The 26,091-nt window shown below is 65.9% G+C and carries 31 protein-coding genes; 14 read left to right on the plus strand and 17 right to left on the minus strand.

Annotated elements, in window-relative coordinates:
- Positions 1-262 precede the first annotated feature (262 nt).
- The 5 genes from lgt (at position 263) to SP6_RS08260 (ending at position 4,942) form a co-directional block, all read left to right on the plus strand.
- Positions 263-1,144 (plus strand): prolipoprotein diacylglyceryl transferase, encoded by an 882-nt coding sequence (lgt, locus tag SP6_RS08240; protein ID WP_007406179.1) that lies wholly within the window; start codon positions 263-265, stop codon positions 1,142-1,144.
- A gap of 40 nt (positions 1,145-1,184) precedes the next feature.
- A complete protein-coding gene (locus SP6_RS08245; protein ID WP_007406155.1) occupies positions 1,185-2,267 on the plus strand; it encodes a class I SAM-dependent methyltransferase in 1,083 nt (360 codons plus the stop codon).
- Positions 2,264-2,773 (plus strand): GNAT family N-acetyltransferase, encoded by a 510-nt coding sequence (locus tag SP6_RS08250; protein WP_007406164.1) that lies wholly within the window; start codon positions 2,264-2,266, stop codon positions 2,771-2,773. Before SP6_RS08245 ends, SP6_RS08250 begins: the two co-directional genes overlap by 4 nt.
- Positions 2,770-3,534 (plus strand): peptidoglycan editing factor PgeF, encoded by a 765-nt coding sequence (gene pgeF, locus SP6_RS08255; protein WP_007406185.1) that lies wholly within the window; start codon positions 2,770-2,772, stop codon positions 3,532-3,534. Before SP6_RS08250 ends, pgeF begins: the two co-directional genes overlap by 4 nt.
- A 79-nt stretch (positions 3,535-3,613) precedes the next feature.
- A complete protein-coding gene (locus SP6_RS08260) occupies positions 3,614-4,942 on the plus strand; it encodes a cystathionine gamma-synthase family protein (RefSeq protein ID WP_007406216.1) in 1,329 nt (442 codons plus the stop codon).
- A 32-nt stretch (positions 4,943-4,974) separates the two neighbouring features.
- Here SP6_RS08260 and SP6_RS08265 read toward each other — a convergent pair whose 3' ends face one another.
- From SP6_RS08265 to SP6_RS21635, 4 genes are all read right to left on the minus strand, one after another.
- The gene (locus SP6_RS08265; RefSeq protein WP_037569435.1) at positions 4,975-5,550 is read right to left on the minus strand and encodes a TetR/AcrR family transcriptional regulator; all 576 of its coding nucleotides are present in this window, start codon (positions 5,548-5,550) and stop codon (positions 4,975-4,977) included.
- A 5-nt stretch (positions 5,551-5,555) separates the two neighbouring features.
- Complete coding sequence (locus tag SP6_RS08270) at positions 5,556-6,017, minus strand: nuclear transport factor 2 family protein (RefSeq protein ID WP_037569437.1); 462 nt, start codon at positions 6,015-6,017, stop codon at positions 5,556-5,558.
- Between the two features lie 77 nt (positions 6,018-6,094).
- Positions 6,095-6,547: a DUF3429 domain-containing protein gene (locus SP6_RS08275; protein ID WP_007406203.1), complete on the minus strand. Its 453-nt coding sequence runs from the start codon at positions 6,545-6,547 to the stop codon at positions 6,095-6,097.
- A gap of 407 nt (positions 6,548-6,954) precedes the next feature.
- Positions 6,955-7,809 carry a cold-shock protein gene (locus tag SP6_RS21635; RefSeq protein ID WP_007406161.1) on the minus strand — a complete coding sequence of 285 codons (855 nt, stop codon included), beginning with the start codon at positions 7,807-7,809 and terminating at the stop codon, positions 6,955-6,957.
- Positions 7,810-8,160: 351 nt separating this feature from the next.
- On the opposite strand from SP6_RS21635, the gene SP6_RS08285 reads away from it, so the two are divergent.
- The 9 genes from SP6_RS08285 to SP6_RS08325 all read left to right on the plus strand — a co-directional run bounded on the left by SP6_RS08285 (position 8,161) and on the right by SP6_RS08325 (position 14,938).
- Positions 8,161-8,781 carry a ribonuclease D gene (locus SP6_RS08285; protein WP_007406207.1) on the plus strand — a complete coding sequence of 207 codons (621 nt, stop codon included), beginning with the start codon at positions 8,161-8,163 and terminating at the stop codon, positions 8,779-8,781.
- A 27-nt stretch (positions 8,782-8,808) separates the two neighbouring features.
- Complete coding sequence (gene lptC, locus SP6_RS08290; RefSeq protein WP_007406218.1) at positions 8,809-9,447, plus strand: LPS export ABC transporter periplasmic protein LptC; 639 nt, start codon at positions 8,809-8,811, stop codon at positions 9,445-9,447.
- A gap of 6 nt (positions 9,448-9,453) precedes the next feature.
- On the plus strand, positions 9,454-9,993 hold the full coding sequence (locus tag SP6_RS08295) for an LptA/OstA family protein (protein WP_042468847.1): 540 nt from the start codon (positions 9,454-9,456) through the stop codon (positions 9,991-9,993).
- A 94-nt stretch (positions 9,994-10,087) separates the two neighbouring features.
- Positions 10,088-10,882 (plus strand): LPS export ABC transporter ATP-binding protein, encoded by a 795-nt coding sequence (gene lptB / locus SP6_RS08300; protein WP_227876687.1) that lies wholly within the window; start codon positions 10,088-10,090, stop codon positions 10,880-10,882.
- Positions 10,883-10,972: 90 nt separating this feature from the next.
- The gene (gene rpoN / locus SP6_RS08305; RefSeq protein ID WP_007406222.1) at positions 10,973-12,457 is read left to right on the plus strand and encodes an RNA polymerase factor sigma-54; all 1,485 of its coding nucleotides are present in this window, start codon (positions 10,973-10,975) and stop codon (positions 12,455-12,457) included.
- A gap of 72 nt (positions 12,458-12,529) precedes the next feature.
- Positions 12,530-12,883: a hypothetical protein gene (locus SP6_RS08310; RefSeq protein WP_007406210.1), complete on the plus strand. Its 354-nt coding sequence runs from the start codon at positions 12,530-12,532 to the stop codon at positions 12,881-12,883.
- 661 nt (positions 12,884-13,544) lie between these two features.
- Positions 13,545-14,033, plus strand: coding sequence for a Ros/MucR family transcriptional regulator (locus tag SP6_RS08315; protein WP_007406159.1), 489 nt, complete (start codon positions 13,545-13,547; stop codon positions 14,031-14,033).
- Between the two features lie 429 nt (positions 14,034-14,462).
- Positions 14,463-14,675: a cold-shock protein gene (locus SP6_RS08320; protein WP_007406211.1), complete on the plus strand. Its 213-nt coding sequence runs from the start codon at positions 14,463-14,465 to the stop codon at positions 14,673-14,675.
- A gap of 50 nt (positions 14,676-14,725) precedes the next feature.
- Positions 14,726-14,938, plus strand: coding sequence for a hypothetical protein (locus tag SP6_RS08325; protein WP_007406223.1), 213 nt, complete (start codon positions 14,726-14,728; stop codon positions 14,936-14,938).
- A 245-nt stretch (positions 14,939-15,183) separates the two neighbouring features.
- Here SP6_RS08325 and SP6_RS08330 read toward each other — a convergent pair whose 3' ends face one another.
- From SP6_RS08330 to SP6_RS08390, 13 genes are all read right to left on the minus strand, one after another.
- Positions 15,184-16,077, minus strand: a complete 894-nt coding sequence (locus SP6_RS08330) for a flagellar motor protein MotB (protein ID WP_007406171.1) — start codon at positions 16,075-16,077, stop codon at positions 15,184-15,186.
- A gap of 3 nt (positions 16,078-16,080) precedes the next feature.
- The gene (gene motA, locus SP6_RS08335; RefSeq protein WP_007406209.1) at positions 16,081-16,944 is read right to left on the minus strand and encodes a flagellar motor stator protein MotA; all 864 of its coding nucleotides are present in this window, start codon (positions 16,942-16,944) and stop codon (positions 16,081-16,083) included.
- 92 nt (positions 16,945-17,036) lie between these two features.
- Positions 17,037-17,930, minus strand: a complete 894-nt coding sequence (locus SP6_RS08340) for a flagellin N-terminal helical domain-containing protein (protein WP_007406169.1) — start codon at positions 17,928-17,930, stop codon at positions 17,037-17,039.
- A gap of 5 nt (positions 17,931-17,935) precedes the next feature.
- Positions 17,936-19,279, minus strand: a complete 1,344-nt coding sequence (gene flgK, locus SP6_RS08345) for a flagellar hook-associated protein FlgK (RefSeq protein ID WP_007406180.1) — start codon at positions 19,277-19,279, stop codon at positions 17,936-17,938.
- 14 nt (positions 19,280-19,293) lie between these two features.
- Positions 19,294-19,623, minus strand: coding sequence for a rod-binding protein (locus tag SP6_RS20885; RefSeq protein WP_007406168.1), 330 nt, complete (start codon positions 19,621-19,623; stop codon positions 19,294-19,296).
- A complete protein-coding gene (locus SP6_RS08355; protein WP_007406158.1) occupies positions 19,620-20,717 on the minus strand; it encodes a flagellar basal body P-ring protein FlgI in 1,098 nt (365 codons plus the stop codon). Before SP6_RS08355 ends, SP6_RS20885 begins: the two co-directional genes overlap by 4 nt.
- Before the next feature lie 11 nt (positions 20,718-20,728).
- Positions 20,729-21,424 carry a flagellar basal body L-ring protein FlgH gene (locus SP6_RS08360; protein ID WP_007406149.1) on the minus strand — a complete coding sequence of 232 codons (696 nt, stop codon included), beginning with the start codon at positions 21,422-21,424 and terminating at the stop codon, positions 20,729-20,731.
- A gap of 8 nt (positions 21,425-21,432) precedes the next feature.
- Positions 21,433-22,221 carry a flagellar basal-body rod protein FlgG gene (gene flgG / locus SP6_RS08365; RefSeq protein WP_007406187.1) on the minus strand — a complete coding sequence of 263 codons (789 nt, stop codon included), beginning with the start codon at positions 22,219-22,221 and terminating at the stop codon, positions 21,433-21,435.
- Positions 22,222-22,234: 13 nt separating this feature from the next.
- Complete coding sequence (locus SP6_RS08370) at positions 22,235-22,990, minus strand: flagellar basal body rod protein FlgF (RefSeq protein WP_007406177.1); 756 nt, start codon at positions 22,988-22,990, stop codon at positions 22,235-22,237.
- A 29-nt stretch (positions 22,991-23,019) separates the two neighbouring features.
- Entirely contained in the window at positions 23,020-24,312 is a 1,293-nt protein-coding gene (locus SP6_RS08375) for a flagellar hook protein FlgE (protein ID WP_007406194.1), read from the minus strand.
- Between the two features lie 28 nt (positions 24,313-24,340).
- Positions 24,341-25,036 carry a flagellar hook assembly protein FlgD gene (locus tag SP6_RS08380; protein ID WP_007406205.1) on the minus strand — a complete coding sequence of 232 codons (696 nt, stop codon included), beginning with the start codon at positions 25,034-25,036 and terminating at the stop codon, positions 24,341-24,343.
- 2 nt (positions 25,037-25,038) lie between these two features.
- The gene (gene flgC / locus SP6_RS08385; RefSeq protein ID WP_007406157.1) at positions 25,039-25,449 is read right to left on the minus strand and encodes a flagellar basal body rod protein FlgC; all 411 of its coding nucleotides are present in this window, start codon (positions 25,447-25,449) and stop codon (positions 25,039-25,041) included.
- 3 nt (positions 25,450-25,452) lie between these two features.
- Positions 25,453-25,800, minus strand: a complete 348-nt coding sequence (locus SP6_RS08390) for a flagellar basal body rod protein FlgB (protein WP_007406178.1) — start codon at positions 25,798-25,800, stop codon at positions 25,453-25,455.
- Positions 25,801-26,091: the final 291 nt, after the last annotated feature.

The following is a 26,091-nucleotide window of genomic DNA, read 5'->3' on the forward strand; positions in this document are numbered from 1 at the left end:
CCACCTCCCCTTGCAGGGGAGGATGGGTTTTATCATGACCGTCACGGCGTGGCCTTCGGCTTCGCTCGGGCTGAACGGGGTTCGGGTGGCCAACCTCAGCAAAGGCCGGTCTCAAATCCCCAAACCCCGTTCGGCCTGAGCGAATTCGAAGGCCAAGTCCCGCCCCGCTCCCCACGCCCACTCACCCACGGCACCAACCCATGGTCTTGGTGTTGTCGCTCAGCCGCTCTATGGAAGCGGGCCAGAGATAAGGGAAACGCGCTTGATCCTGCCCATGCTCGCCGCCGCCAGCGGCCATATCCGGTTCGAGGATCTGGGGTTGCACCCGGATGTCTTGTCGATCGGCTTCTTCACGCTCCGCTGGTACAGCCTGGCCTATATCGTCGGCATCCTGGTCGGCTGGTGGTATCTGGGCAAGATGCTCGACCGGCCGGGCGCGCCCATGTCGCGCGCCCATGCCGACGATCTCGTCTTCTATGCGACGCTGGGCATCATCCTGGGCGGGCGGATCGGCTATGTGATCTTCTACGCGCCCGAGATGTTCCTGCATCCGCTTCGCATCCTGCGCCTGTGGGATGGCGGCATGAGCTTTCACGGCGGCGCGATCGGCGTCGGCGTCGGCGTCTGGCTGTTCGCGCGCAAGCACAAGCTGCAGTGGTTGCGCATCGTCGACTATCTGGTCTGCACCGCGCCGTTCGGTCTGTTCCTGGGCCGTCTCGCCAATTTCGTGAATGGCGAACTGTGGGGCAAGCCGACCGACGTGCCCTGGGCGATCATCTTCCCGCGCACCGTGCCCTTCGGCCTGCCCGACCCTGCGCGCCATCCTAGCCAGCTTTACGAGGCGGGTCTCGAGGGTCTCGTCCTGCTCGCGGTGATGAGCTTCGCCTTCTGGCGGACCAAGGCGCGCTACGATCCGGGCAAGCTGACCGGCCTGTTCCTGCTCGGCTATGGCATTGCGCGCTTCATCGTCGAATTTTTCCGCGAACCCGATCAGCAACTGCGCGCCTTTGCGCAAGCGACCGGGCTGCACATGGGCCAGTGGCTGTGCGTGCCGATGATCCTGGGCGGGCTTTACCTGATGAACTCGGCCAAGGCGCGCCGCGTCCGGGTCGAGCCGATCGCGGGAACCGACAGCGTTTCCTGATCCTCTTGCAGGCAAACGGCCGGGGCGGCAGAGCGGGGGCATGACGAACCCGCTGGTCCCGCCCGCCGATCACAAGCCCGAGCCCGAGGACGCGCTGCCCGAACGCCTCGCCCGCGCCATCGCGCTGGCCGGGCCGATCCCGGTCGCGCAGTTCATGGCCGCCGCCAATGCGCATTATTACGGCACGCGCGATCCGCTGGGCGCGGGCGGCGACTTCACCACCAGCCCCGAAATCAGCCAGATGTTCGGCGAGCTGGTCGGCCTGTGGTGCGCCGACCTGTGGGACCGGGCGGGACGGCCCGAGGTGCACTGGGTCGAGCTGGGTCCGGGGCGCGGCACGCTGGCGGCGGATGCCCGGCGCGCCATGGCCAAGGCGGGGCTGACCCCGACCACCCATTTCGTCGAGACCAGCGCTACGCTCCGCTCGGCGCAAGGCGAGCGGGTTCCGGATGCCGAGTGGCATGACTCGGTCGACACGCTGCCCACCGACCGGCCGCTGATCGTCGTCGCCAACGAGTTTTTCGACGCGCTTCCTATCCGCCAACTCGTCCGACGTGGCGATGGCTGGCACGAGCGGCTGGTCGCGGCGCAGGATCTGCTGTTCCTGCCGATCGCCGGGCCGCCGGTGCCGAGCGAGATCATCCCCGAGCCCCTGCGTGAGGCCGAGGCCGGATCGGTGATCGAGGTCTCGCCCGCCAGCGTCGCGGTGATGCGCCAGCTTGCCGCGCGGATCGCCGCGCAGGGCGGGGCCGCACTGATCATCGATTATGGCTATGAAGGCCCCGCCATCGCTGATACGCTGCAGGCGGTGCGCGGCCATGCGTTCGCCAATCCCTTCGACCGGCCGGGCGAACAGGATCTTAGCGCGCATGTCGATTTCACGACGCTTGCCGCCGCTGCGCAAGGATCGGGGCTCGCTGCCTTCGGCCCGGTGACGCAGCGTGATCTGCTGGGTGCGCTCGGCATCGACCAGCGGACCGCCAGCCTGGCTCGTGCGCATCCGGACCGTGCCGATGCGCTGCTCGCCGACCGCAACCGGCTGATGCAGGATATGGGCACACTGTTCCGCGCGCTGGCGATCACCCGGCCCGACTGGCCGGCGCCGGCGGGATATGGCGAATGATCGTCTATCGCGACGCGCGGCCGGATGACGGCAAGGCGCTGGCCACGATGGCCCGCACCGCCTTCACCGAGACATTCGGCACGCTCTACAAACCCGCCGACCTCGCCGCCTTTCTGGACGAGGCGTTCGGGCCCGACGGCCTCCCTGCGCAGATCGGCGATCCTGCCTTCACCATTCGCGTGGCGACCCAGGGCGAGGCGATCATCGGTTTCGCCAAGATCGGCCCTGTCGCCTTTCCCGGCGACTGGCCCGAACGGGCGGTCGAGCTCTATCAACTCTACGTGCTGTCCAGCCATTTGGGGGCGGGGATCGGCCCGGCGCTGATGGACTGGGCGATCGAAGCCGCCCGCGCGCGCGGCGCATCCGACCTGATGCTCTCCGTCTATGTCGACAATCACCGGGCCAAGGCCTTTTACAAGCGCTACGGTTTCGTCGATGTCGGCCGCTATGATTTCCCGGTGGGCGACACCATCGACGAGGATCGGATCATGAGGTTGGCACTATGACCGTCGAGGCGATCCGCACGCCCCTGCTGGGTGATATCCCCCATGGTTTTCTCGGGCGGCGCGGCGGGGTGTCGGCGGGCATCCATGGCGGGCTGAACGTCGGGCTCGGCTCGGAGGATGATACCGATGCCGTCGCCGAGAATCGCCGCCGCGCACGCGACGCGGTGCTGCCCGGCGCGCGGCTGATCACCTGCTATCAGATCCACTCGGCCGAGGCGGTGACCGTGCTGGCCCCGCCGGAGGACGATATCCGCCCGCATGGCGATGCGCTGGTCACCGACTGCCCGGGGCTGCTGCTCGGCATCCTGACCGCCGATTGCGCGCCGGTGCTGTTCGCCGATGCCCAGGCCGGCGTCGTGGGCGCAGCGCATGCCGGGTGGAAGGGGGCGTTCGGCGGCATCACGGATGCCACCCTGCTCGCCATGGAAGCACTGGGCGCCAGCCGCGACCGGATCGTCGCCGCGATCGGGCCGTGCATCGCGCGCGCCAGCTATGAGGTCGACGCGGCCTTTCTGCGCCGCTTCGTCGAGCAGGCACCCGAAAACGAACGCTTCTTCGCCGATGGCCGCCGCGCGGACCATTACCAGTTCGATCTGGAGGCCTATGTCGCCCATCGCCTCGCCGCTGCCGGGATCGCACGCGTCGCTGCGCTGGGCGAGGATACCTATGCGCAGGAAGACCGCTTCTTCAGCTTCCGCCGCGCGACCCATCGCAGCGAACCCTCTTATGGCCGTCAGATTTCGCTGATCGGGCTGGGCTAAGCCTCGCCAAAGCCGTTTGCCGCGCTATCCTGGGGACATAGCCGCCGACAGAGCGGCCCCATGTTCCGAGGAGATTATCATGCCAACCGAATCCGATCTGACCGGCGTTCTGCCCCAGAGTCAGATGGCCGAGCGTTCGAGCGAGCCGACCAGCATCGGCGATCGCAAGCTCAAGCCCTCGACGCTGATGATGGGCTATGGCTTCGATCCCGTCCTGTCCGAAGGATCGCTGAAGCCGCCGATCTTCCTGACCTCGACCTTCGTCTTTCCCAATGCCGCCGCCGGCAAGCGCCATTTCGAGGGCGTGACCGGCAAGCGTCCGGGCGGCGCCGACGGGCTGGTCTATTCGCGCTTCAACGGGCCGAACCAGGAAATTTTGGAGGACCGCCTGGCGATCTGGGACGAGGCCGAGGATGCGCTGGCCTTTTCCAGCGGCATGGCGGCGATCGCCACCCTGTTCCTGTCGATGGTCCAGCCGGGCGACGTCATCGTCCATTCCGGCCCGCTCTATGCCGCGACCGAAACGCTGATCGGCCGCATCCTGGGTCGGTTCGGGGTCAAGTGGCTCGACTTTCCCGCCGGCGCGACTCGCGCAGAGATCGACGCGGTGCTGGCCAAGGCCGCCGCGCTCGGCCGGGTCGCGATGATCTATTTGGAGAGCCCCGCCAACCCGACCAATGCGCTAGTCGATATCGAGGCGGTGGCGGCCGCGCGCGACGCGGCCTTTGCCGATGCGGCCGAAAAGCCCCCGATCGCGATCGACAACACCTTTCTCGGCCCGCTGTGGCAGCGTCCGCTCAAACACGGCGCCGATCTGGTCGTCTATTCGCTGACCAAATATGCCGGCGGCCATTCGGATCTGGTCGCGGGCGGCGTACTGGGGTCGAAGGCGCACATCACCACCATCCGGTCAATGCGCAACACGATCGGCACCATCTGCGACCCCAATACCGCCTGGATGTTGCTCCGTTCGCTGGAGACGCTGGAGCTGCGGATGAGCCGCGCCGGCGAGAATGCCGCCAAGGTCTGCGCTTACCTGCGCGATCACCCCAAGGTCGAGCGCGTCGGCTATCTCGGCTTTCTGGAGGGCACGCCGGGCATGGAGCGGCAGGCGGATATCTATCGCCGGCACTGCTCGGGCGGCGGATCGACCTTCTCGCTCTATCTTAAGGGCGGCGAAGCGGAATCATTCCGTTTCCTCGATGCGCTGCGCATCGCCAAGCTGGCGGTCAGCCTGGGCGGGACCGAGACGCTGGCCAGCCACCCGGCGGCGATGACGCATCTGTCGGTCCCCGACGAGCGCAAGGCGGCGCTGGGCATCACCGACAATCTGGTCCGCATCTCGATCGGGGTCGAGGATGCCGACGACCTGATCGCCGATTGCGAACAGGCGCTGGCCGCGATCTGAATCGGGGCGGGGGGAGTTCACCCCCCCTGCCCTCACCCGGCGCTGGCGAGCGCGGTATAGAGCCGCGCCGTCAGCCGCCCCAGCGTCGCGCGGAACAGTCCCGGATCGTCGAGGGCCCGCGACAGGGTGATCGCACCCTGGATGCCGCTGACCCCGTCCTGCGCCAGCGTCAGGGCATGGTCCGCCGCCACGCCGCCCCGGACCAGCGCCCCCTGCAGCGCGCCGATCCAGCGTTGAAAATAGCCCGCGATCGCCTCGGCAAAGGGATCGCGCGTGGCCCCCAATCCCCAGGCCCCCATCAGGCATGCCCGCTGGCCCGATTGGAAATAGCGATCGATCGCGACCATCATCGACTCGATCCCGGCGCGCGGGTCCTCCGCCTCGGCCAGTGGCGTGAAGACCGCGCCCTCGAACCAGGCGGCGATGTCGGCGAGCACCGCCTCGGCCATCTCGCGCTTTCCGCCGGGGAAGAAATGGTACAGGCTCCCCCGGCCGAGCCCCGTCGCTTCGCCGATTACTGACAGGCTGGCCCCGGCATAGCCGTGTTCGCGAAACGCCTCGGCCAGTCCCGGCAGCGTATCCGCACGCTCGGCCACCATCCGCGCCATCGGCCCTAGAGCCCCAGCGCGCTCAGCGAGGAATGATCGGCGGGACGCGGGCCCAGCGGCCAATGAAACAGCCGATCCTGCTCGGCGATCGGCAGGTCGTTGATCGACGCAATTCGCCGCGCCATCCGGCCGTCCTCGGCAAAATCCCAATTCTCATTGCCATAGGATCGGTGCCACTGGCCGCTATCGTCATGCCATTCATAGGCGAAGCGCACCGCGATCCGGCTGCCCTCCTGCGCCCAGAGTTCCTTGATCAGCCTATAGTCGAGCTCGCGTGCCCATTTGCGGCGGAGAAAGGCGACGATCTCGTCATGTCCGGTCACGAACTCGACACGATTCCGCCAATGACAGTCGGGCGTATAGGCCTGCACCACCCGTTCCGGATCGCAGCTGTTCCAGGCATCTTCGGCGGCGCGGACCTTTTGGACCGCGCTGTCCGTAGTGAAGGGAGGAAATGGGGGCCGCATCGCACCTCTCTCGATCGAAACATTCCGTTGTACCGATCGGTACAGGACCGCCCCCCATAGAGCAAGCCGATCGATGGTTACGCCATCATGATTCCCAACAATAGCGTCAGGCCACCAAGGCCGATCGACAAGACCCAGCGCAAACGCCACCAGCCCGGCATCTCGCTGGCCAGCCGGCCGATCGCCTTGTCCGCGACAGGCGAGATCAGGATGACGATGCCCAGCACCATCAACGCCCCCGCCATGCCCATCAGCCCGACGAGCGGCGCCAGCCAGGCCGCCCAGCCGATCAGGCTTGGCAGCACCGCGACGACATAAGGGGTGGCGCGCCGATCGCCTCGGACCAGCGCCTCCATCCACCACAAGCCGCCCAAGAAAGACAGGATCAGCGCCGCGTAAAGCCCGCCCGCGATTCCCGCCAATATCCGATGCTCGGGCAAGAAGACGGCCATGGCGACGCAGATCGCCTGCGGCAGGATACCGGCAGGGCCGAGCAGGCGGACAGGAGTCGGCAGGGGCTGGCGAGACATCGGGCGTTCCGTTCCTATGAAGTCCGAAGCGGTTTACGCCGCGATGGCGCGATTGTTCATTGCCACCTATGGAAAGCGCCTGGTCGCTGACCGCGAGTGCGCAGAGACCGCAAGGCAACTCGAATGGCGTGTTGCGTGCGCGGACCGGCTCCCCAATGTGGATGACATCGGGCCAATCCAGAACCCGTGATCGAACGTCTTCTGCCATACCACTCGGCAGATGCCGCGGGCAGCCCCTCAGCGCGTCATCGCTAACCATCGGACGATACGCGGCGGCTTGAGTGTTTCGCTGAGGCCAACCGCCGAGTGCGCTTTTTCATGGCTCCGAAAACGAAAAGGCCCGGCGTCGCATCGCTGCAACGCCGGGCCCTGTCGCCCGAAAAGGGATGGCTTTGAGGCCGAGAGGCTTAGCCCTCGTTCTGCAGGTTCACCGCAGCGTATTTGCCGCGACGGTCAACCTCGATCTCGAACTGCAGGCGATCGCCCTCGTTCAGCGAGCCCATGCCGGCACGCTCGACGGCCGAGATGTGCACGAACGCGTCGGGCTGGCCATCGTCGCGCTGAATGAAGCCGAAGCCCTTCATCGCGTTGAAGAACTTGACCGTGCCGGTCGCCTTCTCGCCGGTCAGCTGGCGCTGCGGCGCGCCACCGAAACCGCCGGCTGCGCCACCGCGCGGGCCACGATCACGATCGCCACCGAAACCGCCTTCACGCGGCTCGCGGGGGGCGCGTTCCTGGACCGGAAGCGGCTCGCCCTCGATCTTCAGCTCGGTGGCCGAGATGCGGCCGCCGCGATCGACCAGGGTAAAGCCGAGCGGCTGACCCTCGGCCAGACCGGTCAGACCCGCCTGCTCGACGGCCGAGATGTGAACGAACACATCCTCGCCACCGTCATCACGCACGACGAAGCCGAAACCCTTCTGCGCGTTGAAGAACTTGACCACGCCGGTGCCTTCGCCAACGACCTGGGGGGGCATGCCGCCGCCGCCACGGCCGCCGCCGAAGCCGCCACCACCGCCGCCACGGAAACCGCCGCCGCCGCCACCGAAGCCGCCGCGGTCACCACCGCCGAAACCGCCACGGTCGCCGCCGCCGAAGCCGCCGCCACCACCGCCGAAACGATCGCCGCCGCCGAAACCGCCGCCACCGAAGCGGTCACCGCCGCCGAAGCCGCCGCCACCGAAATCGTCGCTGCCGAAATTGTCCCGCTTGTCGCGGCCACGCGAGCCGCGATTGCCCCGGCTACCTCTATCGAAACCCATAAGCCCTGTTCGTCTTCCCGGTTCGCCCGCAAATGTCATCTTCAAGAACCGTGCGCCGGACGAAGAGCGCGGGTCTTTCGGCGCCAAACCTTTTGCGCCTAGTTCCGATCCATAACGCAGAAGGCGAGCCATCGCGAACGAAATCGTGCGAGAGCCTTCTCGCTTTGCCGCGAACCAAGCAGATTGCGTCGGAATTGTGGCCGAAACTCCACAACATCCCATAAAAAACTTGCGAATCGCCGTGCGCCGGGGGCGCATCACCGCGATCATCCATGCCAGGCCGCGACTCCGGCCCTTGGCGATTCCATCATCGTGGTTGAGGCTTGTCCCGCCGGCCGCTAGGGCGGGGACATGACCGTTCATCTGCATGAAGAAGATATTCCCGCCGATCTGTTCGCCCCCGGCGCCGCGATCGCGGTGGACACCGAGACGATGGGCCTGATCACGCCGCGCGACCGGTTGTGCGTCGTCCAGCTGTCCGATGGCGGGCCCGACGAGCATCTCGTCCGCTTTTCCCCCGACAGCGATTATGCCGCGCCCAATCTGCGCGCACTGCTCGCCGATCCGGCGCGGCTGAAGCTGTATCATTTCGGGCGGTTCGATATCGCCGCGATCCGCCATTATCTGGGCGTGGTCGCCGCCCCGGTCTATTGCACCAAGATCGCCTCGCGGCTGATCCGCACCTATACCGACCGCCACGGCCTGAAGGAGCTGGTGCGCGAGCTCCTGGGCATCGAGCTGTCCAAGGCGCAGCAATCCTCCGACTGGGGCGCGCCCGAATTGTCGGATGCGCAGCGCGAATATGCCGCGTCGGACGTGCGCTATCTGCACCGGATGAAGGTCGAACTCGACAAGCGACTCGAGCGCGAAGGCCGGATGGAACTGGCGCAGGCCTGTTTCGATTTCCTGCCGGCGCGCGCCGAACTCGATCTGGCGGGCTGGCCCGAGATCGATATCTTCGCCCACGCCTAAAATCGGGGCTTCGCAGGAAAGGCCGCCATGTCCGACATCGCCGACCGCGTCCGTACCCAGCGCCAGGTCTGGGCCGCGCCCGGCAGCCGTCACGATCGATTCGTGACGCTGGCGCGCTGGATGCTGCCCAGCGCGATCGGGGTGCTGACCGCGTTCCTGGTGATGGCGCCGATCTATTCGTCGAGCGAAGTGTCCTTCGTGCTCGACAAGAAGAAGGTCGAGGTCGCGCAGGAGCGGATGAAGATCCAGGCGGCGCAATATCGCGGCGTCGACGACAAGGGACAGCCCTTCTCGCTGGATGCCGGCTCCGCGATCCAGCGCAGCTCGGCCGAGCCGGTGGTCCAGCTCAACAAGCTGGCCGCCGAGATCCGCCTGTCCGACGGCCCCGCGACGGTCAGCGCCAATTCGGGCCGCTATGACATGCGCACCGAACAGGTGAAGCTGGACGGACCGCTCGATTTCCAATCGGCCGGCGGCTACAATCTGAAGACGCACGACGCGACGATCGATCTGCAACAGCGGATGCTGGTCTCGGGCGGGGCGGTGACCGGCCAGGTGCCGCAGGGCACGTTCCGTGCCGATAAGCTACGGGCCAATCTGGAAGATCGTACCGTCACACTGGATGGCAACGCCCGCTTGCGCATCGTCCCGCAAAGCACGAAATAGCGCGTCATGCACAAGCTCACCGCCGTGATGGCGCCTGTCCTCATCGTCCTCGCGGCTTCCGCTCCGGCCCAGACCCGGCACAACAGCCGTGCGCCGATCGATTTCGGCGCGGACCATATCGAGTTGCAGGACAAGGCGAATCGCGCCGTCCTGTCGGGCAATGTCGCGGTGCGCCAGGCGGAGATGACGCTGAACGCCGCGCGGATGACGGTCGCCTATACCGGCCAGGTGATCGGCGGCAATCCGCAGGTCTCGCGCCTCGACGCGTCAGGCGGCGTGGTGGTCAAGCGCCCCGACCAGACGGCTCGCAGCCAATATGCGATCTACGACCTCAATCGCCGGGTCATCACCATGCTGGGCAACGTCTCTTTGACCCAGGGCGGCAACACGGTGAATGGCGGGCGGCTGACCATCAACCTGGACACCGGCCGTGCGGTGATCGACGGATCGGCGGTGGCGGGCGGCGGCTCGAGCGGCGTCGGTACCACGACCCGTGCGCCTTCGGGCCGGGTGACGGGTACCTTCTCCGTCCCCGATCGCAAGTGACCCCCTGATCGTGAGGCCCGTGCATGACCGTTTGCGGTCGGCCCGGGCATCGCGCTAAAGTCCCGCCAGAAAGGGAAGACACCGGCCAATGGACATGGAAACCCCGACCCGCGAGGCGAGCGATCGCACCGGCGGCGCGCCACGCCCCGCGGCCGAGCCGCCGGTCTCGAACGGGCTGCAGGTCGTCTCGATCGCCAAAAGCTATGACAAGCGCGTCGTCCTGACCGATGTGTCGGTGTCGGTCGGGCGCGGCGAGGTGATCGGCCTGCTTGGCCCCAATGGCGCGGGCAAGACGACCTGCTTCTATTCGGTCATGGGTCTGGTGAAGCCCGATTCGGGCCGCATCATGCTCGACGGCGAGGATATCACCGGCCTGCCCATGTATCGCCGCGCGATCCTGGGCTTGGGCTATTTGCCGCAGGAAACCTCGATCTTTCGCGGACTGTCGATCGAGAAGAATATCTCGACCGTGCTCGAACTGGCCGAGCCCGATCCGGCCGAGCGCGCGCGCAAGCTCGATCGGCTGCTTGAGGAATTCGGCCTGACCCGGCTGCGCGCCGCGCCCGCCATGGCGCTGTCGGGCGGCGAGCGGCGCCGCGCCGAGATCGCCCGCGCGCTGGCCGCCGATCCCTCGATCATGCTGCTCGACGAACCGTTCGCGGGCATCGACCCGATCTCGATCGCCGATATCCGCGATCTGGTGAAGGATCTGAAGCGCCGCGACATCGGCGTACTGATCACCGATCACAATGTCCGCGAGACGCTCGACATCGTCGACCGCGCCTACATCATCTATGACGGTCGCGTGTTGTTCACCGGTTCGCCCGAGGAACTGGTCGCCGACGCCAATGTCCGCCGCCTCTATCTGGGCGAGGGCTTTTCGCTCTGACCCGATGACGGTGCCGCCCCGATCCGCACCGCTATCCTGTCCCGGCCCCGCCGGGCGCTGGACTTGCGGTGCTGAGTGGGGTTCGGTCGCATGAGCTTGGCCCCCCGTCTCGACATCCGCCAGTCGCAATCGCTGGTGATGACGCCGCAGCTTCAGCAGGCGATCAAGCTGCTGACGCTGTCCAATCTGGAGATTGAGGCGTTCATCGCCGAGGAGGTGGAGAAAAACCCCCTGCTCGATGCGGGCGCCGTGCGCGAGGTGGCGACGCCCGAGCGGACCGAGCGGGAAGCACCGGCGGGCGCCGACGAGCTGGTCGCCGGCACCGCCCCCACCGAGGATCGCGGGCTCGACCTGGATTACGCGACCGAAAGCCATCAGCAGGACAGTGTCGCTGATGGCGGCACCGGTCCCGATGGCGGCCTGTCACTGAACGGCAGCAGCAGCGGCGCGAGCCTGGGCGGCGAGGATGGGCCCGATTGGGACGCACTGGCCGATGACGCGCCCAATCTCGCCGAACATCTGGAGGCTCAGGCCTCCCTGGTCCTGTCGGGTGTGGAGCGGACCATCGCCACCCATCTGATCGATCAGTTGGACGAGGCGGGTTATCTCACCGTCTCGCTCGAGGAGATCGCCGACCGGTTGGGCGTTGCGGTGGAGCGCGTGGAATCCGTGCTGGCGGTGGTGCAGAGCTTCGATCCGACCGGCGTCGGCGCGCGCGATCTGGCGGAATGCCTGGCGCTTCAGGCGCGCGAGGCCGATCGCTATGATCCCTGCATGGCGCAGCTGATCGCCAACCTTGACCTGCTGGCACGCGGCGACCTGGCCCGGCTGAAGCGGATCTGCGGTGTCGATGACGAGGATATGGCGGACATGATCCGCGAGCTGCGCGGCTATGATCCCAAACCCGGCTGTCGCTATGGCGGCGAGTCCGTCCAGGCGGTCGTGCCCGACCTGTTCGTCACCCGCACCAAGGCCGGCTGGGGGATCGAGCTCAACACCGCCACCCTGCCCCGCGTGCTGGTCAACCGGCGCTATTATCAGGAACTGCGCCACGGACCGCAGGACAAGGGGTCCAAGGCATGGCTCGCCGACTGTCTTGCCAGCGCCAACTGGCTGATGAAGGCGCTCGACCAGCGCCAGCGCACGATCATCCGCGTCGCCACCGAGATCGTGAAGCAGCAGGAGGCCTTTTTCCTCCACGGCGTCACGCATCTGAGGCCGCTGACCCTGGCGCGCGTCGCCGAGGCGATCGGGATGCACGAATCGACCGTCAGCCGCGTGACCAGCAACAAGTATCTCAGTTGCGCACGCGGCCTGTTCGAACTCAAATTCTTCTTCACCAGCGGCATCGCGGCGGCGGACGGCGGCGATGCCGTGTCGGCCGAGGCGGTGAAGAGCGCGATCAAGACGCTGATCGCCAATGAAGGTGCCAAGATCCTGTCCGACGACACGCTTGTCGAACTGCTCCAGGCCAAGGGTTTCGATATCGCCCGGCGCACCGTCGCCAAATATCGCGAGTCAATGGGCATCGGCAGCTCGGTCCAGCGCCGCCGCGCGCGCACCCTGAACGGCTGATCCGCCCGGCCCGTTGAACGGCCGTCCAGGTGTATTATATTGCAAACACAGTTTTGCGGGAGCGCCGTGGCGATGGGCAAGAAGAAGCAGAAGAAAAAGCAGAAAAAGGCCGAGAGGGCGGCGATGGAGCAGGCGGCCAACGCACAGCCCTCGCCGCTGCACCGGGTGGGACAGGTTCTTCTCGATCAGGCGCGCAGTCCGATGGGGCGTCAGTTGATCGCCACTGGCCTGGTCGCCGCTGCGGCTGCGCTGGCACGCGACATGGGTCGCGAGACGGGCCCCAAGGCGACGGACGCCGAGCCGAAGGATACGGCTCCGCCCCCTCCCGCTGCCCGGCCCCGGTCGGATACGTCCGCCTTGGCGGGACTGGCGCTGTCGGCGCTCGACCAGTTGTTGCAGCGCAAGACGCCGACCGACAAAGCCTGAGCCGCATGACGGGAGCATCGAATGCGGAATTCGGTGCCTCATCCCAGCGTAAGCGCCTTGGGCGGCGCGCCGTGATCCACGGTTGATGCGATCGGGTTGGACGGGGGGAGCGACGGGTCGCTCGACCCCCGGTTATCGACGCGCGATGCCGGTTTCCCGGCGGCTTCCGCTCCTGCTTGTCTTTATGGGGTGCGCGGCGACGCCCTTCAGCCTAGGCGCGGTGATGCCCATTGCATAGCCAAAAAAAAGGCTGGTCCGAAGGACCAGCCGTGAAAGTTTTTAGGAGAGGATGCCTGAAAGGCCCGCTCTCTTTGGCGCAGGTTAACGATTGACACAATTGCAAGCTCAGCAATTTTTCTTGCAAAAAATGCAATCGTTTACGTCGTTTCGCTTCCATCATGATCCTCCATCTGACGAAACATGGTGACCTTCGGAGAGTGGAGTCGCCGGCATCGCTGATAATCCGCCATTTCCGGCAAATGCTATCCGGGTGAGCGCCATATTGATCCGTGTAAGAATATCGGCCCCGACAATGCTCAAATCTATCCTCGATACAAATCGCGACAGAAATATTGCATTCGAAGGCCCGAAATTACGTCTTCACAGGTTGACCCCGTGGGAATCAGCGCTAGTTCACGGGGAAATGCAACAGGAGCGTAACATGGCCGACGACCCTATCGATGTGAATGCCGTTGAATTGGCAACCGAACTGACCATCGCGTGGTTGGGCAATCCCAATACCCGTACCTCGGCGGAGGAGGTTCCCGCGTTTCTCGGCAAGATGCACGAAACCGTGTCGTCGCTTTTGGGCAGCGCGCCGCAGACGACCGATGTCGAAGCGCCGACCGAATATGTCCCGGCCGTTTCGGTTCGCAAGTCTTTGGCGTCGAAGGATCACATCATTTCGATGATCGATGGCAAGCCGTACAAGACGCTGCGCCGCCATCTGGCCACCCATGGCCTGACGCCGGAAGAATATCGCGAGCGCTATGGCCTGAAGTCGGATTATCCGATGGTCGCCGAGAGCTATTCGGAAAGCCGCCGCGCGATGGCCAAGAAGATCGGCCTCGGCCGCAAGCCCGGCCCGCGCAACGGCACCACCGCCGGGCGCAAGCCGCGCAAGGGCGCCGAGACCGCGACCGAGGAATAATCCTCGGTTCCACCTCGGTGGCGTAAAGACCGCCCGCCTTCCTCTCTTCTCCCGGAGCAGGAAGGCGGGCGTTTTTCATGATGGCGTATCAGGCGTGGCTTCCGCCCCCCTGAATGTCGATGGGATTCATGGCCTCGTAAAAGCGCCGGCACGCTATCGAAAAAACAAACCGCAAATATTCTATGTGTCGTCATTCTGCAGCGATTTCACGCGCGATAATTCAGATCATGCACGACCCCTGTTTTCCAGAATATCAATAATGTTTTCCCGTCACCCTTGTAATTTCCGACGGGCGCACGACATTGCTATTGCTATAGTCGCATATCGACGGTTTTCGGCGCTTTGCGGCCCCCTTCTCCTTCTTTCCCTGCTGTCGAAGCACGAGGATTGGCCGGTTGTCGGTCCATCCCGCATAGAAGGAAGATACTCATGAGCATGTCCGGCACCGTCAAATTCTTCAACGCCGACAAGGGCTATGGTTTCATCTCGCCCGATGGCGGCGGCAACGACGCGTTCGTCCATATCTCGGCGGTCGAGCGGGCGGGCATGATCTCGCTGAACCAGAATCAGCGGCTCAACTATGAGCTGGAGCAGGATCGTCGCGGCAAGACCAGCGCGGTCAATCTTCAGCCGACCGACTGATCAGCTTCGGGGGGACGAACCTCGTCCCCCTTTGTTTCAGGAGATGCCCGATGCGTGACAGCCAGACTTTCGCCGCCCATGCCGAACGGTGCCACCAGGAAGCGGAGGATAGCCCGCTGACCTTGGTACGCGAACGCGCCCTGCGCGCCGAAGCCGCCTGGATGGTGCTGGCCCAGCGCAGCCTGAAGACCGAAGCGATGCGCGACGCCCGTCAGCAGCGCGACGCCATGGCGGCCGCCATGCTGGTACAGGACGCGTCGTAAGATTGAGCTGCCGCCGAAGAAGGTGCTGGCCAAGCCGCTCCGCTCTTCTGCCGCCTCGGTCCCAATAATGTCCTAAAAACCGTCTGACTGTAGGGCTTCGGCATTCGCTGGAATGCCCCTGCCCACAGGGACGCAAAGCTTGGCGGAGCATACGCGGCTCCAAGGAGCGCCTGTCCCACCCAGCGCTCCTCTTCCTGAGAGAACTCGGCCTGCCATCTCTCTTACAGGAGAGCATGGACGCCCCCTTATTCCCCAAATACGCCCTTGCGATAGAGCAGGGTGATCGCCACGCGCCGGTTGCGCGGGTCGGACGGGTTGCCCGTGATCATCGGTTCGCGGTCGGCGACGCCCTCGATCCGCTCGAAGCGCGATTCGGGCAGCCCACCGGCCGCCAGACGCCGCCGGGTGGCCTCGGCACGACCCGAGGACAGCATCCAGTTGTTCATCGCGCGCGGATCGCCATAGGGGACGCTGTCGGTATGGCCACGGATCATGATCGTGTTGGGCACATCCGCCACCGTCTTGGCGATGGTACCGATCAACTGGGACGCGGCCGGCTCCAGGCTGGTGGTGCCCATCGAGAACATCGAATAATCGGCATTGTCGACCAGATCAATGCGCAGGCCGCTGTCGGTCGGGATGAAGCGGACCTGTTGCGCCAGCTTCTTCAGCTCCGGCGTGACCTCCATCTTGCGCAGCAGTTCGCGCTTCACGGCGTCGAAGGTCTTCTGGTCCCGCGCCAGCGCGTCGGGGTTGCGCAGCGAGCCCTTGTTGCCCGTGCCAGGCTTGTCGCCGCCCTGCCCGTTGACGCGGGTGACCAGCGTCTGGACGATAGCGGTGCTACTGTCCTTCTGCATCCGCCCGACACCGGCACCGCCATTCAGCACGCCGCCCCCCACACCGACTGACTTGGTGTCGAGCAGGGTCGGCGCGAAATAATCGGCAATGCCCTTCCGCTGCTTCTCGGTGGTCGCACCCAGCAGCCATAGGAGCAGGAAGAACGCCATCATCGCCGTCACGAAATCGGCATAGGCGACCTTCCACGCGCCGCCATGATGCCCGCCATGACCATCGGCGATGATCTTCTTGACGATGACGATCTTGGGCGGCTCGTTCTTGCCGTGGGGCGCGCGGGCCATGGCTTAGCGGCCCCGCAGACCGTCGAACACCTCGGCGAAGCCGGGCTGGTCCTTGTGCGCGATGCCCGAGCGGGCGGCTTCAATCACCAGCGGCTGCGGATGGCCGTGGAGCGAGGCGATGATGATCTGCTTGACCACATGATAGATGGCCGCATCGGCGTCGATCACCTGCTTCAGGCGGCCCGCGAACGGGTTGACGATACCATAGGCGAGCAGCACGCCCATGAAGGTGCCGACCAGTGCCGAGCCGATCATGCCCCCCAGCACGCTCGGCGGCTTGTCGATCGAACCCATGGTCTTCACGATGCCGAGCACCGCCGCGACGATGCCCAGCGCGGGCAGCGAGTCGGCGAGGCTCTGCAGCGTGCCCTGGGGCCCTTCGACCTCGTGGTGATGGGTCTTGATGGCGTTATCCATCACCTCTTCGACCGCATGGACGTCGAGCGTGCCCGACGACACCACGACCAGGCGCAGCGTGTCGGCGATCAGGTTGACCAGCGTATGGTCGGCGACCAGGCGGGGATATTCGGCGAAGACCGAGGAGGACTTGGGATCCTCGACATGCGGCTCCAGCGCGATCGGCCCCTCGGTGCGCAGCATCTTCATCAGTTTCGAGACGAGGAAGATGACGTCGAGATAATCCTGCTTCTTGTACTTCGGCCCCTTGAAGATCTTGCCCATCGCGCCGCCCAGCGCCTTCAACTCCTTGCCGGAATTGCCGATGACGAGCGCGCCGACGGCCGCGCCGCCGATGATGAGCATTTCGTGCGGAATCGCGTGGAACACCGGCCCCAGCTGTCCGCCGGTGATGGCGAAACCGCCGAAGACCATTCCGAGCAGGATGACCAGGCCGATGGCAGGAAACATGGTGGAATGATTCTCCAGAGAACCGGCGTGGCGGCCGTCCGAACTCCGGACTAGCGCCCTAACGTCAAAATAGGGTTACCGGGCCGCCCCAATCACTTGAGGTAATCGAACAGCGACAGGCTCGACAATTTGGTGAAGCTGGCCTGGGTCGCCTGCAACACAGTCATCGTCTGCTGAAGCTGGGTGATGGCGGTGGTCGGATCGGCGTCCTCGACGGTCGAGCGCAGGGTGGCGCGATCGGTCGCGGCCTGTTGCTGCAACCCCTGTTGCAACTCGACGCGGGCCTCCCGCGCACCGATCGACGCCTGAACGCTGGCGACATTGTCGTTCGCGGCGGACAGCTTGTCCATCGCGTCGCGGATCGTGCCGGTGACATCGCCGGTGCCGGTCTTGAGCGCGGTCACCAGATTGTTGAGCACGTTCAGCGTGTCGCTGCTGCCAGCCTTGAACACGCGTTCAGCACCGACCGATACTTCGATCGACTGACCATCGGCGATCGGGATCTCCGACACATCGGCCTGCGAATAGGTATAGGCGCCGTTCGTCATCCGGACCGCATCGGTCCCCGCCGCCGCGCCGAACAGCGGCAGGCCGCGTGCATCCTTGCTATTGGCCAGGCCGACCAGCGCGTCGCGGATCGAGGCGATCTGATCGCCGACGCTGGCGCGATTGGCGGCCGACAGCGTGCCATTGGCCGCCTGCGTCGCCAGCTCCAGCGCCTTTTGCACCTGATTGCCGATCTGGCCCAGCGTGGTGTCGGCCTGCTGAAGCAGCGAACCGGCGAGCGTCAAATTGGTCTTGTAGACCGCGTCATCGGCGTCGCGGCGATCGAACTCGGCGATCTGCGCGGCGGCGGCGGCATCGTCGGACGGGTTCTGCAGCTTCTTGCCCGTCGAAATCTCGACCATGGCCGCATTGGCCTTGCCGGTCAGCGCGTTCATGCGCCGCGACGCCATGTCATAGAAGACGTTGGTGGATATCTGCATCGCGACTACCGGATTTCGAGGATCGACTGGAAGGTTTCGCGCGCCATCTGGATGACCCGACTGGAGGCCGAATAGGCCTGCTGGAACCGCATCAACGTGACCGCTTCCGAATCGAGCGTCACGCCCGAGGCCCCCGACAGCGTCGCCTTGGCGCCGTCGCTGATCGCGGTCTGCGCCTCCGCCACGGTCTGGCGCTGCTTGAGTGCGGTGGCATTGTCGGTGACGATCTGGGTCAGCCGCCCTTCGAACTGCCCGGTGCCGCGCGCGGTCTGCAGCGCATAGAGATTGTCGGCATTGCGCGACCCCTGGCCGCCAGTCGCCGCCGCAATCTTCGACCCATCGGTCATCGCCAGCGTCATGGCGGCGGTACCGGCGGTCAGGGTGAACATCGGCGTACCCTGGTCACCGTTCAGGTCCTGACCATTGGCCTGGAGACCGTTGACGGTGTCGACGAAATCCTTGGCGACCTGGTTGAAGGCGGCCCGGGTCGTGTTGATCCGCTCCGCTCCGTCGAGCGCGCCGGCCAGAGCACCGCCAGTAGGAATGAAATCCTGGCTTTCGCCTTGCAGCGACACGGTGAAGCCGACGCTGCCATCGGCACGGCGCTGATAGCTGACCGAGCCGACCATATCGGTCGAGGCGAGGACCGGCCCGACCCGGTCGCCGAGTCGCACCGTCGCGCGCCCCAGTTCGTCGGTCGTGCTGGTGATATCGGACAGCGCGCTCATCTGCGCCAGGATCTGGTCGCGCTGATCGGTCAGCTGCGCGGAGGCGGCGGTCCCCGGCTGGGTCCGCCCCAGCCCGTCATTGACCCGCACCAGCGAGGTGGCGAGCGAGGACAGGTCGTGTGCGGCCTGCCGCGCCTGGCCGTCGAAATCGGCGTTGATCTGGTCGAAGGCCGAGTCGGTCGCGGTAAAGGCGGTCGCGGTCGACTTGGCGGTCTCCAGCATCGTCGAGCGCAGCGCGGCCGAGGTCGGTTCGGCCGCCAGCGTGCGTGCGGCGGTGAAGAAGGCGGTGAGACGGGTCTGAACCTGGTCGCCGGTCATCGCGCTCTCGATCCGCGTCAGCCAGGTCGCCCCCGTCGTGGTGCGCGACAGATCGGCGGTGGCGGCGCGGACGGCGGCGCTGGCATAGACGTCGGTGGCACGCGCGATGCCCGCCACCGCGACGCCCGACCCCGCCGACACCTTGTTGGCGGCCAAACCGGCGGCCGGCACGACCTCGCGCATCGTGACCGTCCGGCGCGAATAGCCGTCCGTTCCGACATTGGCGATATTCTCACCAACGGCGGTCAGCGCGGTCTGATATGCGCGGACGCCCGAAGCGCCGATAGAGAGCAGGTCGCTCATGCGCGTTAACTACGTCAACTCTGGTTAACAGCGGGTTGCGATTTCGCCAGGAATGCGGTCACCGCCTTGCCGATGCCCATCGGGGCATGGGCGGCCATGCTCTGCGCAACCTGTTGATCCTGCATGTCTTTGAACGTGTCGAGCGCTTTCGACTCGAACAGCGTGTCGCCCAGCTTGGTCTGGCGCATCGCCTTCAGGATCATGCCGGTGAAGATCGCCTCGAACTGCGTGCCCGCCTTGTCCAGATTGGCGCCGTTCGACAGGCGGCGGGTGTCGGTGGACACCGTGCCGGTGATGCCGGCCGCCGAGGCGGCGGATGGGGTGGATGCGATGGATTGGGTCACAGGACGATCAACTCCGCCTTGAGCGCGCCGGCTTCCTTCAGCGCTTCGAGAATGGCGACCAGGTCGGACGGCGCGGCGCCGATGGCGTTCACCGCCTTGACCACGTCGGCGAGCTTGGGACCGGGGTTCAGCAGGAACATCGGGCGACGCTCCTCCTCGACCGCGACACCCGATTTGGGGGTGACGACCGTCTGGCCGCCGCTCAAGGGGGCCGGCTGGCTGACGCGCTGATTCTCGTCGATCTTCACGGTCAGCTTGCCATGGGTGACGGCGGCCGGGCCGACGCGCACCGCCGAGTTGATGACGACCGTGCCGGTGCGCGCGTTGACGATCACCTTGGCGGGCGGCTCGGCCGAGACGACGTCGAGATTCTCGATCTCGGACATCAGTGTGGCGCGGACATCGGCGCCCATCGGCGCGCGGACCGCGACCGACACGGCGTCCATCGCCTGCGCGATGCCCATGCCGAGGCGGGCATTGATCGCCTGCGCGACATTCTGCGCAGTGGTGAAATCGGCGCGCGCCAGGTTGAAGGTCAGCATCGGCGCGCTCTCGAACCCCGTGGCGACCGCGCGTTCGACGGTCGCGCCCTCGGGGATGCGGCCGGCGGAGGGGACGTTGACGACGATCTTCGAGCCGTCCGCACCTTCCGCGCCCAGACCACCGACCGCGAGGTTACCCTGCGCCATCGCATAGATCTGACCATCGGCACCCTGGAGCGGGGTCAGGATCAGGCTGCCACCGCGAAGCGACTTGGCCTTGCCCATCGAGGCGACGGTGATGTCCAGCTTCTGCCCCGGCTTGGCGAAGGGCGGCAGCTCGGCCGTGACCATCACCACCGCCGCATTCTTCATGCCCGGATTGGCGTTGGGCGGCAGTTGCAGCCCGAAGCGCGACACCACGGCCTTCAGCGACTGGACGGTATATTCCAGATTGTCGTCGCCCGTGCCGGGCAGACCGACGACGACGCCGTAACCGGTCAACTGGTTCGAGCGGATGCCCTGGAACCCGCCCAGATCCTTGATCCGGTCGGCCTGGGCCGGCGCGGCGATCGCGAAAGTGGCGAGGAGCGCGAGGAGGAAGCGGAAGATCATGTCGTTGGGCCTCAGAACGGGCTGACGGCTTGGAAGAAGCGGCTGAGCCAGCCCTGGCGGCTGGCGCGGGCGACATCGCCCTTGCCGGTATAGGCGATCTGCGCGTCGGCGACGCGGGTCGAGGGCACGCGATTGTCGATGCCGACATCGGCCATGCGGACCAGTCCCTTGATCTGGATGAACTCGTCACCGCGATTGAGCGTCACGCGCTTCTGCCCCTGGACCAGCATGGTGCCGTTGGGGAACACCTGCGCCACGGTCACGCTGATCTCGCCGGACAGCGAGTTGGACTGGTCGGCCGCGCCCGAACCGTTAAAGTTGCGGCTGCCGCCCATGCCGATGTCGGTGGACTTCAGCAACGAACCCAGCGGCCCGGTGGTCGGCGGGTTGATGCCCAGATCACCCTTCGAGCCGAGCTTGGAATTGGCCGACTTCGACGCCGCCGTCCGCTCGACGAGTACGATGGTCAGCGGATCGCCGACCCGGCGCGCGCGCCAGCCCTCGTAGAGCGCGGCATAGCCGTCCGCCGCCTGGAAGATCGAACCGTTGGCGGGCGCGACCGGCTGGGCGGCGACGGGCAGCGGGCGGGTCGTGGTGAAATCCTCGGCCGGCTTCTTCTTGCCGAACAGGCTGGCCTGCGCCGGCGCGGTCGCCAGCACGGCAAGCGCCAGAACCAGGCCGCCACGCGAGAAAGAGGAGAGGCGCATCGTCCGGCTCACAGATTCTGGTTCGCGTACTGGAGCATCTCGTCGGTCGACTTGATCATCTTCGAGTTGACCTCATAGGCACGCTGCGTCTCGATCATGTCGACCAATTCCTCGACGACATTGACGTTCGAGCCTTCGAGCATGCCCTGGCGGATCTGGCCGCGCCCTTCGAGACCGGCGACCCCCATGTTCACCGCGCCCGAGGCGGCGGTTTCGGTCAGGTAATTGTCGCCCTTGGACTGGAGGCCCGCCGGATTGGGGAAGGTCGCGATCTGGATCTGGCCGATCTCGGCCGGTGCGGTCTGGCCCTGGATGGTCGCCGAGACGGTGCCGTCGGTGCCGATGGTGATCTGCGTCGCGCCTTCGGGCACGGTAATGCCCGGCATCACCTGATAGCCTTCCGACGTGACCAGCAGCCCCTCGGCCGAGCGCGAGAAATTGCCCGCGCGGGTATATCCCAGCGTACCGCCCGGCATCTGCACCTGGAAAAAGCCTTCGCCGTCCAGCGCCATGTCGAGGCTGTTGTTGGTGGTCTGCATCGCACCTTGCGTGTTGATGCGCGCGGTGCCCTGGATGCGCACGCCGGTACCCAGGTTCAGGCCGGTCGCGTACTTGCTCTCGGTCGAGCTGGCCGCACCCGGTGCGGTAATCGTCTGATAGGCCAGCGTCTCGAACGCGGCGCGATCGCGCTTGAACCCGGTCGTGTTGACGTTGGCCAGGTTGTTCGAGATGACCCGCATGCGCATGTCCTGGGCATCGAGCCCGGTGCGCGCGATGTGCATGGCGGCGGAAGACATAAACCTCTAATCCTCAGCTCGGCAGCCGCATCAGGGATGCGCTGTTCTCGTCCATCGACTTGGCCTCTTTCATGAGGTTGGCCTGCACCTCGTAGCTGCGCTGGTTCTCGATCATGTCGACCAGCGTCTGCGCCATGTTGACGTTCGACCCTTCGAGCGCGCCGGACTGGACGGTGGCGTCCATGTCCTGGGGCAGCGCGCCGCCGCCCTTGACGCGCAGCAGATTGTCCAGCCCCTTCACCGTCTGCGACACGCGGGCATCGGCCAGCTTCATCCGGTCGATCACCTGCGCCTGGGTGTCGGGGCCGGCGCCCAGCGGGATGATCGACACGGTGCCGTCGGGCGACACGGCCAGCGAGTTGTATGGGGGAACCGTGATCGGGCCGTTCTGGCCGATCACAGGATAGCCGTCGCCGGTCTGCAGCACGCCCGAGGCGGTCACCTCCAGGTCGCCGCGCCGGGTATAGGCCTCCGAGCCGTCGGGCGCCTGCACCGCCAGCCACGCGCTGGAGGTCGCGATCGCCACGTCCAGCGGGTTGCCGGTATGCTGCACCGTACCCGGCGCGCGGTCAGCATCGGTCACTTCCTCGGCGGTGGGCATCCGCGCCTCGAACGCCGCGCCGCCACCCTTCAGGTCGATGCGATCGAACACGACGCGGTCGGCGCGAAAGCCGATCGTCGAGGCGTTGGCCATGTTGTTGGCGATCGCCGACTGCGCCGCCATGTGCGAACGCATCCCCGTCGCCGCCGTATAGACCAGCTTGTCCATCGCTGCCCCCTGTTACCCAAACCGTTCGCTTAGCTGCGGATGTTAAAGATGGTCTGCGAGATCTGGCTCGAGGTATCGAGCGCCTTGGCGTTCGCCTGGAAGTTGCGCTGCGCCGCGATCAAGTTGACCAGTTCCTCGGTGATGTCGACGTTCGATCCCTCGATCGTGCTCGACCGGATCGCGCCGTACGCGCCCTCATTGGCGGTGCCGAACTTGGCCGCGCCCGACATGCCGGTCGCTTCCCAATAGCTGTTCCCCTCCTGGCGCAGGCCCGGCATGTTGACGAAGGTCGCCACCGCCACCTTGCCCAGCGCGGCGGTCTCGCCGTTCGAGAAGGACGCGGTGATCAGGCCGTCCTCGCCCACCGACACGCCCGACAGCAGGCCCACCGCCTTGCCGTCCTGGGTGCGCGAGTTGACCGAGAAGATCGAACCCGATTGCGACGACCCACGATAATCGACGGTCAGCGGCTGCGAGATGACCGAGGTGCGCGGCGTGAAATTGTCGAAGGCGACCGGTGCGGCCGGCGTGGTCATATTGCCGGCCGCATTGAAGGTCATTTCGACCGGTGCGGTCGAGCCGCCATTGGTGGTCATCTGCTGGTCGCCGACATAGCTGTAGACCAACCAGGTGCTGCTGCCGTCCGCCGGCTGGACCGCATTGCCATTAGCATCGACCGGCAGCGGCTTGCGGACATAATAGTTGGTCAGCGTCATGGCATTGCCCGACGTGTCGAAAATCTTGGTCTGGGTCGTGTTGTTGTACGTGCCCATGTTGGTGCGGTCGAACGCACCGGTCGGGGCGGTCGCGGTGCTCGACAGGTTGATGTCCAGCGTCACCTTCTTGGTCGCGACCGGCGTGCCGCTGGTCGGCGGCAGCTGCAAGCTGGTCAGGCCGTCATTACCGAACGAGGTGACGTTGCCGTCCTTGTCGACCGGGAACACCTGCAGGCGGTTACCTTGCGTGTCGGTGACATAGTTGTTGGTGTCGACCTGGAACGAGCCGTTGCGGGTATAGTTCAGTGTGCCGGTCGTGCCGCCCGCCTGTACCGTGAAGAAGCCGTCGCCCGAGATAGCGAGATCGAGCGCGTTGGAGGTGCTGGTGTAGTTGCCCTCCTTGAACTCCTGCCGGTTGGCCTTGACCACCGTGCCCGAGCCGACCTGCTTGAACGGATCGGTCGAGAAGTTCGCCGCCATCACGTCGGCGAATTCGGCGCGGCTCTTCTTGAAGCCGTTGGTGCCAACATTGGCCAGGTTGTGCGAGATGACCGACATGTCGGTTTGCGAGGCCTGAAGACCGCTGAGCGAGGTGTAGAAGGACATGGGCTATCTTCCTGATACGAAAAGGGGATCAGCCGACCGAACGGACGGCGGAAAGCTGGACCTGGCCGAGGCCGGCGACGGAAAGGACGGGGGTGCCGTTCGTGGGCATCGACACCGACTGGACCGGCGCCCAGACGAGCGAGCGGGCGTTCACAACATTGCTGCCGTCGAGCGCGCCGACCGAGATGGTGAAGGGGCCCGAGCCCGCTTCCTTGCCGTCCTCGGTCTTGCCGTCCCAGTCATAGCTGGCGGTGCCGGCCTTCTGCGCACCCAGCGACACCGTCTTCAGCACCGCGCCATGCGCGTCCGAAATGGTGACCGAGACATCGGTGGCGGCATTGTCGAGCTCGACCTGGCCGGCCAGCCCGCCGCTGGTGCGGCCATAGGCGGTGGTGCCTTCGGTCAGCACCGTCTTGCCGACATAGTTCATCGCGTCCGCCGGCGTCGTCGCGTTCAGCTTGGTCGCGATCGAGGCGAGCGTCGTGTTCATCTCCGAGATGCCGGCGACGCTGGAGAATTGCGCCATCTGTGCGACCATCTGGGTGTTGTCCATCGGCGCGAACGGGTCCTGGTTCTTCAGCTGCGCGGTGAGCAGCGTCAGGAAGGCGGACTGGTCGAGCGTGGTCGACTTCTTGGCCGGCGCGGCGGTCGTGCCGGCGCCCGTCGCCCCGGCACGCTTGATGCCCAGGCTGTCCAGCGTCGAATTCATCGCGGTGGAGGTCATGATCAGCGGCCCAGCTTGAGGGTATCGAGGATCAGCGACTTGGCGGTCTGCATCACCTCGACATTGTTCTGATAGGTGCGCGCGGTCTCCATCATGTCGACCAGCTCGCGGGTTTCGTCGACCGCCGCCTCGAAGACGTTGCCGTCCTTGTCGGCCAGCGGGTTATTGGGGTCGTGGCGCTTGGTGGGGTCTTCGCCGGCGGTCACGATCTTCTCGACATCGACGGTCGAAAGGCCGGTCGCGGCGTCGAAGCTGGTGCGGAACACCGGCTTCATCGTCTTGTAGGCGGTCTCGACCGACCCGGCGATGCCGCCGGCATTGGCGAGGTTCGACGCGGTGGTGTTCATCCGCACGAGCTGCGCCGACATGGCGCGGCCCGAAACCTGGAAGATGGAAAGCGGTCCGTTCGGCATCGCTTATTCGCCCTTCAGCGCGCGGGTGATGGTGGAAATGCGGCCGTTCAGGAACGACAGGGTCGTCTGATACTGGACGGCGTTCTCGGCGAAGGCGGTCTGCTCTTCGGCCAATTCGACCGTATTGCCGTCGAGCGAGGTTTCGAGGGGGACGCGGTACTTCATCGCCTTGGCGATGCCCTGATCCTGCTGTCCGCCCTCGACGGCGGCGAGCGCCGCCTTGAAATCAATGTCGCGCGCCTTGAAGCCGGGGGTGGAGGCGTTGGCGATATTGGACGCGAGCACGCCCATGCGCTGCCCCCGAACTTCGAGCGCGGCACCATGAATTCCGAACAGCGTTTCTGCGGCCATCGATCAACCTCCTTTCCCACGCGGATCATCGCGCCACCGGGGTCTCGCAACCTCCGTGCCAATTGCGCAGGCTAGGAGGGAAAGCGCGGACGGCAGCCGGCAATCGGCAAGGCGTTGCCGGATCTTGCCGGCCGGCGGCAACGAAGCGGCAGCGACGCCGGGATAGGCGGCATGCCCATCTTCCTCCCCTGCCGGGGGAGGTGGCAGCCCGAAGGCCTGACGGAGGGTGTCACGCTTGGTGAGGTTGGACCGTCCTCGCAACCGGGGACCCCCCTCCACCAGCTTCGGCTG

The organism is Sphingomonas paucimobilis NBRC 13935, from assembly GCF_000739895.2.
GTDB lineage: Bacteria > Pseudomonadota > Alphaproteobacteria > Sphingomonadales > Sphingomonadaceae > Sphingomonas > Sphingomonas paucimobilis.

Bases quoted from the DNA above. Each gene is read 5' to 3' on its own strand.
- SP6_RS08245 (WP_007406155.1), top strand. From the start codon at position 1,185: ATGACGAACCCGCTGGTCCCGCCCGCCGATCACAAGCCCGAGCCCGAG.
- SP6_RS08250 (WP_007406164.1), top strand. From the start codon at position 2,264: ATGATCGTCTATCGCGACGCGCGGCCGGATGACGGCAAGGCGCTGGCC.
- pgeF (WP_007406185.1), top strand. From the start codon at position 2,770: ATGACCGTCGAGGCGATCCGCACGCCCCTGCTGGGTGATATCCCCCAT.
- SP6_RS08260 (WP_007406216.1), top strand. From the start codon at position 3,614: ATGCCAACCGAATCCGATCTGACCGGCGTTCTGCCCCAGAGTCAGATG.
- SP6_RS08265 (WP_037569435.1), bottom strand. From the start codon at position 5,550: ATGGCGCGGATGGTGGCCGAGCGTGCGGATACGCTGCCGGGACTGGCC.
- SP6_RS08270 (WP_037569437.1), bottom strand. From the start codon at position 6,017: ATGCGGCCCCCATTTCCTCCCTTCACTACGGACAGCGCGGTCCAAAAG.
- SP6_RS08275 (WP_007406203.1), bottom strand. From the start codon at position 6,547: ATGTCTCGCCAGCCCCTGCCGACTCCTGTCCGCCTGCTCGGCCCTGCC.
- SP6_RS21635 (WP_007406161.1), bottom strand. From the start codon at position 7,809: ATGGGTTTCGATAGAGGTAGCCGGGGCAATCGCGGCTCGCGTGGCCGC.
- SP6_RS08285 (WP_007406207.1), top strand. From the start codon at position 8,161: ATGACCGTTCATCTGCATGAAGAAGATATTCCCGCCGATCTGTTCGCC.
- lptC (WP_007406218.1), top strand. From the start codon at position 8,809: ATGTCCGACATCGCCGACCGCGTCCGTACCCAGCGCCAGGTCTGGGCC.
- SP6_RS08295 (WP_042468847.1), top strand. From the start codon at position 9,454: ATGCACAAGCTCACCGCCGTGATGGCGCCTGTCCTCATCGTCCTCGCG.
- lptB (WP_227876687.1), top strand. From the start codon at position 10,088: ATGGAAACCCCGACCCGCGAGGCGAGCGATCGCACCGGCGGCGCGCCA.
- rpoN (WP_007406222.1), top strand. From the start codon at position 10,973: ATGAGCTTGGCCCCCCGTCTCGACATCCGCCAGTCGCAATCGCTGGTG.
- SP6_RS08310 (WP_007406210.1), top strand. From the start codon at position 12,530: ATGGGCAAGAAGAAGCAGAAGAAAAAGCAGAAAAAGGCCGAGAGGGCG.
- SP6_RS08315 (WP_007406159.1), top strand. From the start codon at position 13,545: ATGGCCGACGACCCTATCGATGTGAATGCCGTTGAATTGGCAACCGAA.
- SP6_RS08320 (WP_007406211.1), top strand. From the start codon at position 14,463: ATGAGCATGTCCGGCACCGTCAAATTCTTCAACGCCGACAAGGGCTAT.
- SP6_RS08325 (WP_007406223.1), top strand. From the start codon at position 14,726: ATGCGTGACAGCCAGACTTTCGCCGCCCATGCCGAACGGTGCCACCAG.
- SP6_RS08330 (WP_007406171.1), bottom strand. From the start codon at position 16,077: ATGGCCCGCGCGCCCCACGGCAAGAACGAGCCGCCCAAGATCGTCATC.
- motA (WP_007406209.1), bottom strand. From the start codon at position 16,944: ATGTTTCCTGCCATCGGCCTGGTCATCCTGCTCGGAATGGTCTTCGGC.
- SP6_RS08340 (WP_007406169.1), bottom strand. From the start codon at position 17,930: ATGCAGATATCCACCAACGTCTTCTATGACATGGCGTCGCGGCGCATG.
- flgK (WP_007406180.1), bottom strand. From the start codon at position 19,279: ATGAGCGACCTGCTCTCTATCGGCGCTTCGGGCGTCCGCGCATATCAG.
- SP6_RS08355 (WP_007406158.1), bottom strand. From the start codon at position 20,717: ATGATCTTCCGCTTCCTCCTCGCGCTCCTCGCCACTTTCGCGATCGCC.
- SP6_RS08360 (WP_007406149.1), bottom strand. From the start codon at position 21,424: ATGCGCCTCTCCTCTTTCTCGCGTGGCGGCCTGGTTCTGGCGCTTGCC.
- flgG (WP_007406187.1), bottom strand. From the start codon at position 22,221: ATGTCTTCCGCCGCCATGCACATCGCGCGCACCGGGCTCGATGCCCAG.
- SP6_RS08370 (WP_007406177.1), bottom strand. From the start codon at position 22,990: ATGGACAAGCTGGTCTATACGGCGGCGACGGGGATGCGTTCGCACATG.
- SP6_RS08375 (WP_007406194.1), bottom strand. From the start codon at position 24,312: ATGTCCTTCTACACCTCGCTCAGCGGTCTTCAGGCCTCGCAAACCGAC.
- SP6_RS08380 (WP_007406205.1), bottom strand. From the start codon at position 25,036: ATGACCTCCACCGCGATGAATTCGACGCTGGACAGCCTGGGCATCAAG.
- flgC (WP_007406157.1), bottom strand. From the start codon at position 25,449: ATGCCGAACGGACCGCTTTCCATCTTCCAGGTTTCGGGCCGCGCCATG.
- SP6_RS08390 (WP_007406178.1), bottom strand. From the start codon at position 25,800: ATGGCCGCAGAAACGCTGTTCGGAATTCATGGTGCCGCGCTCGAAGTT.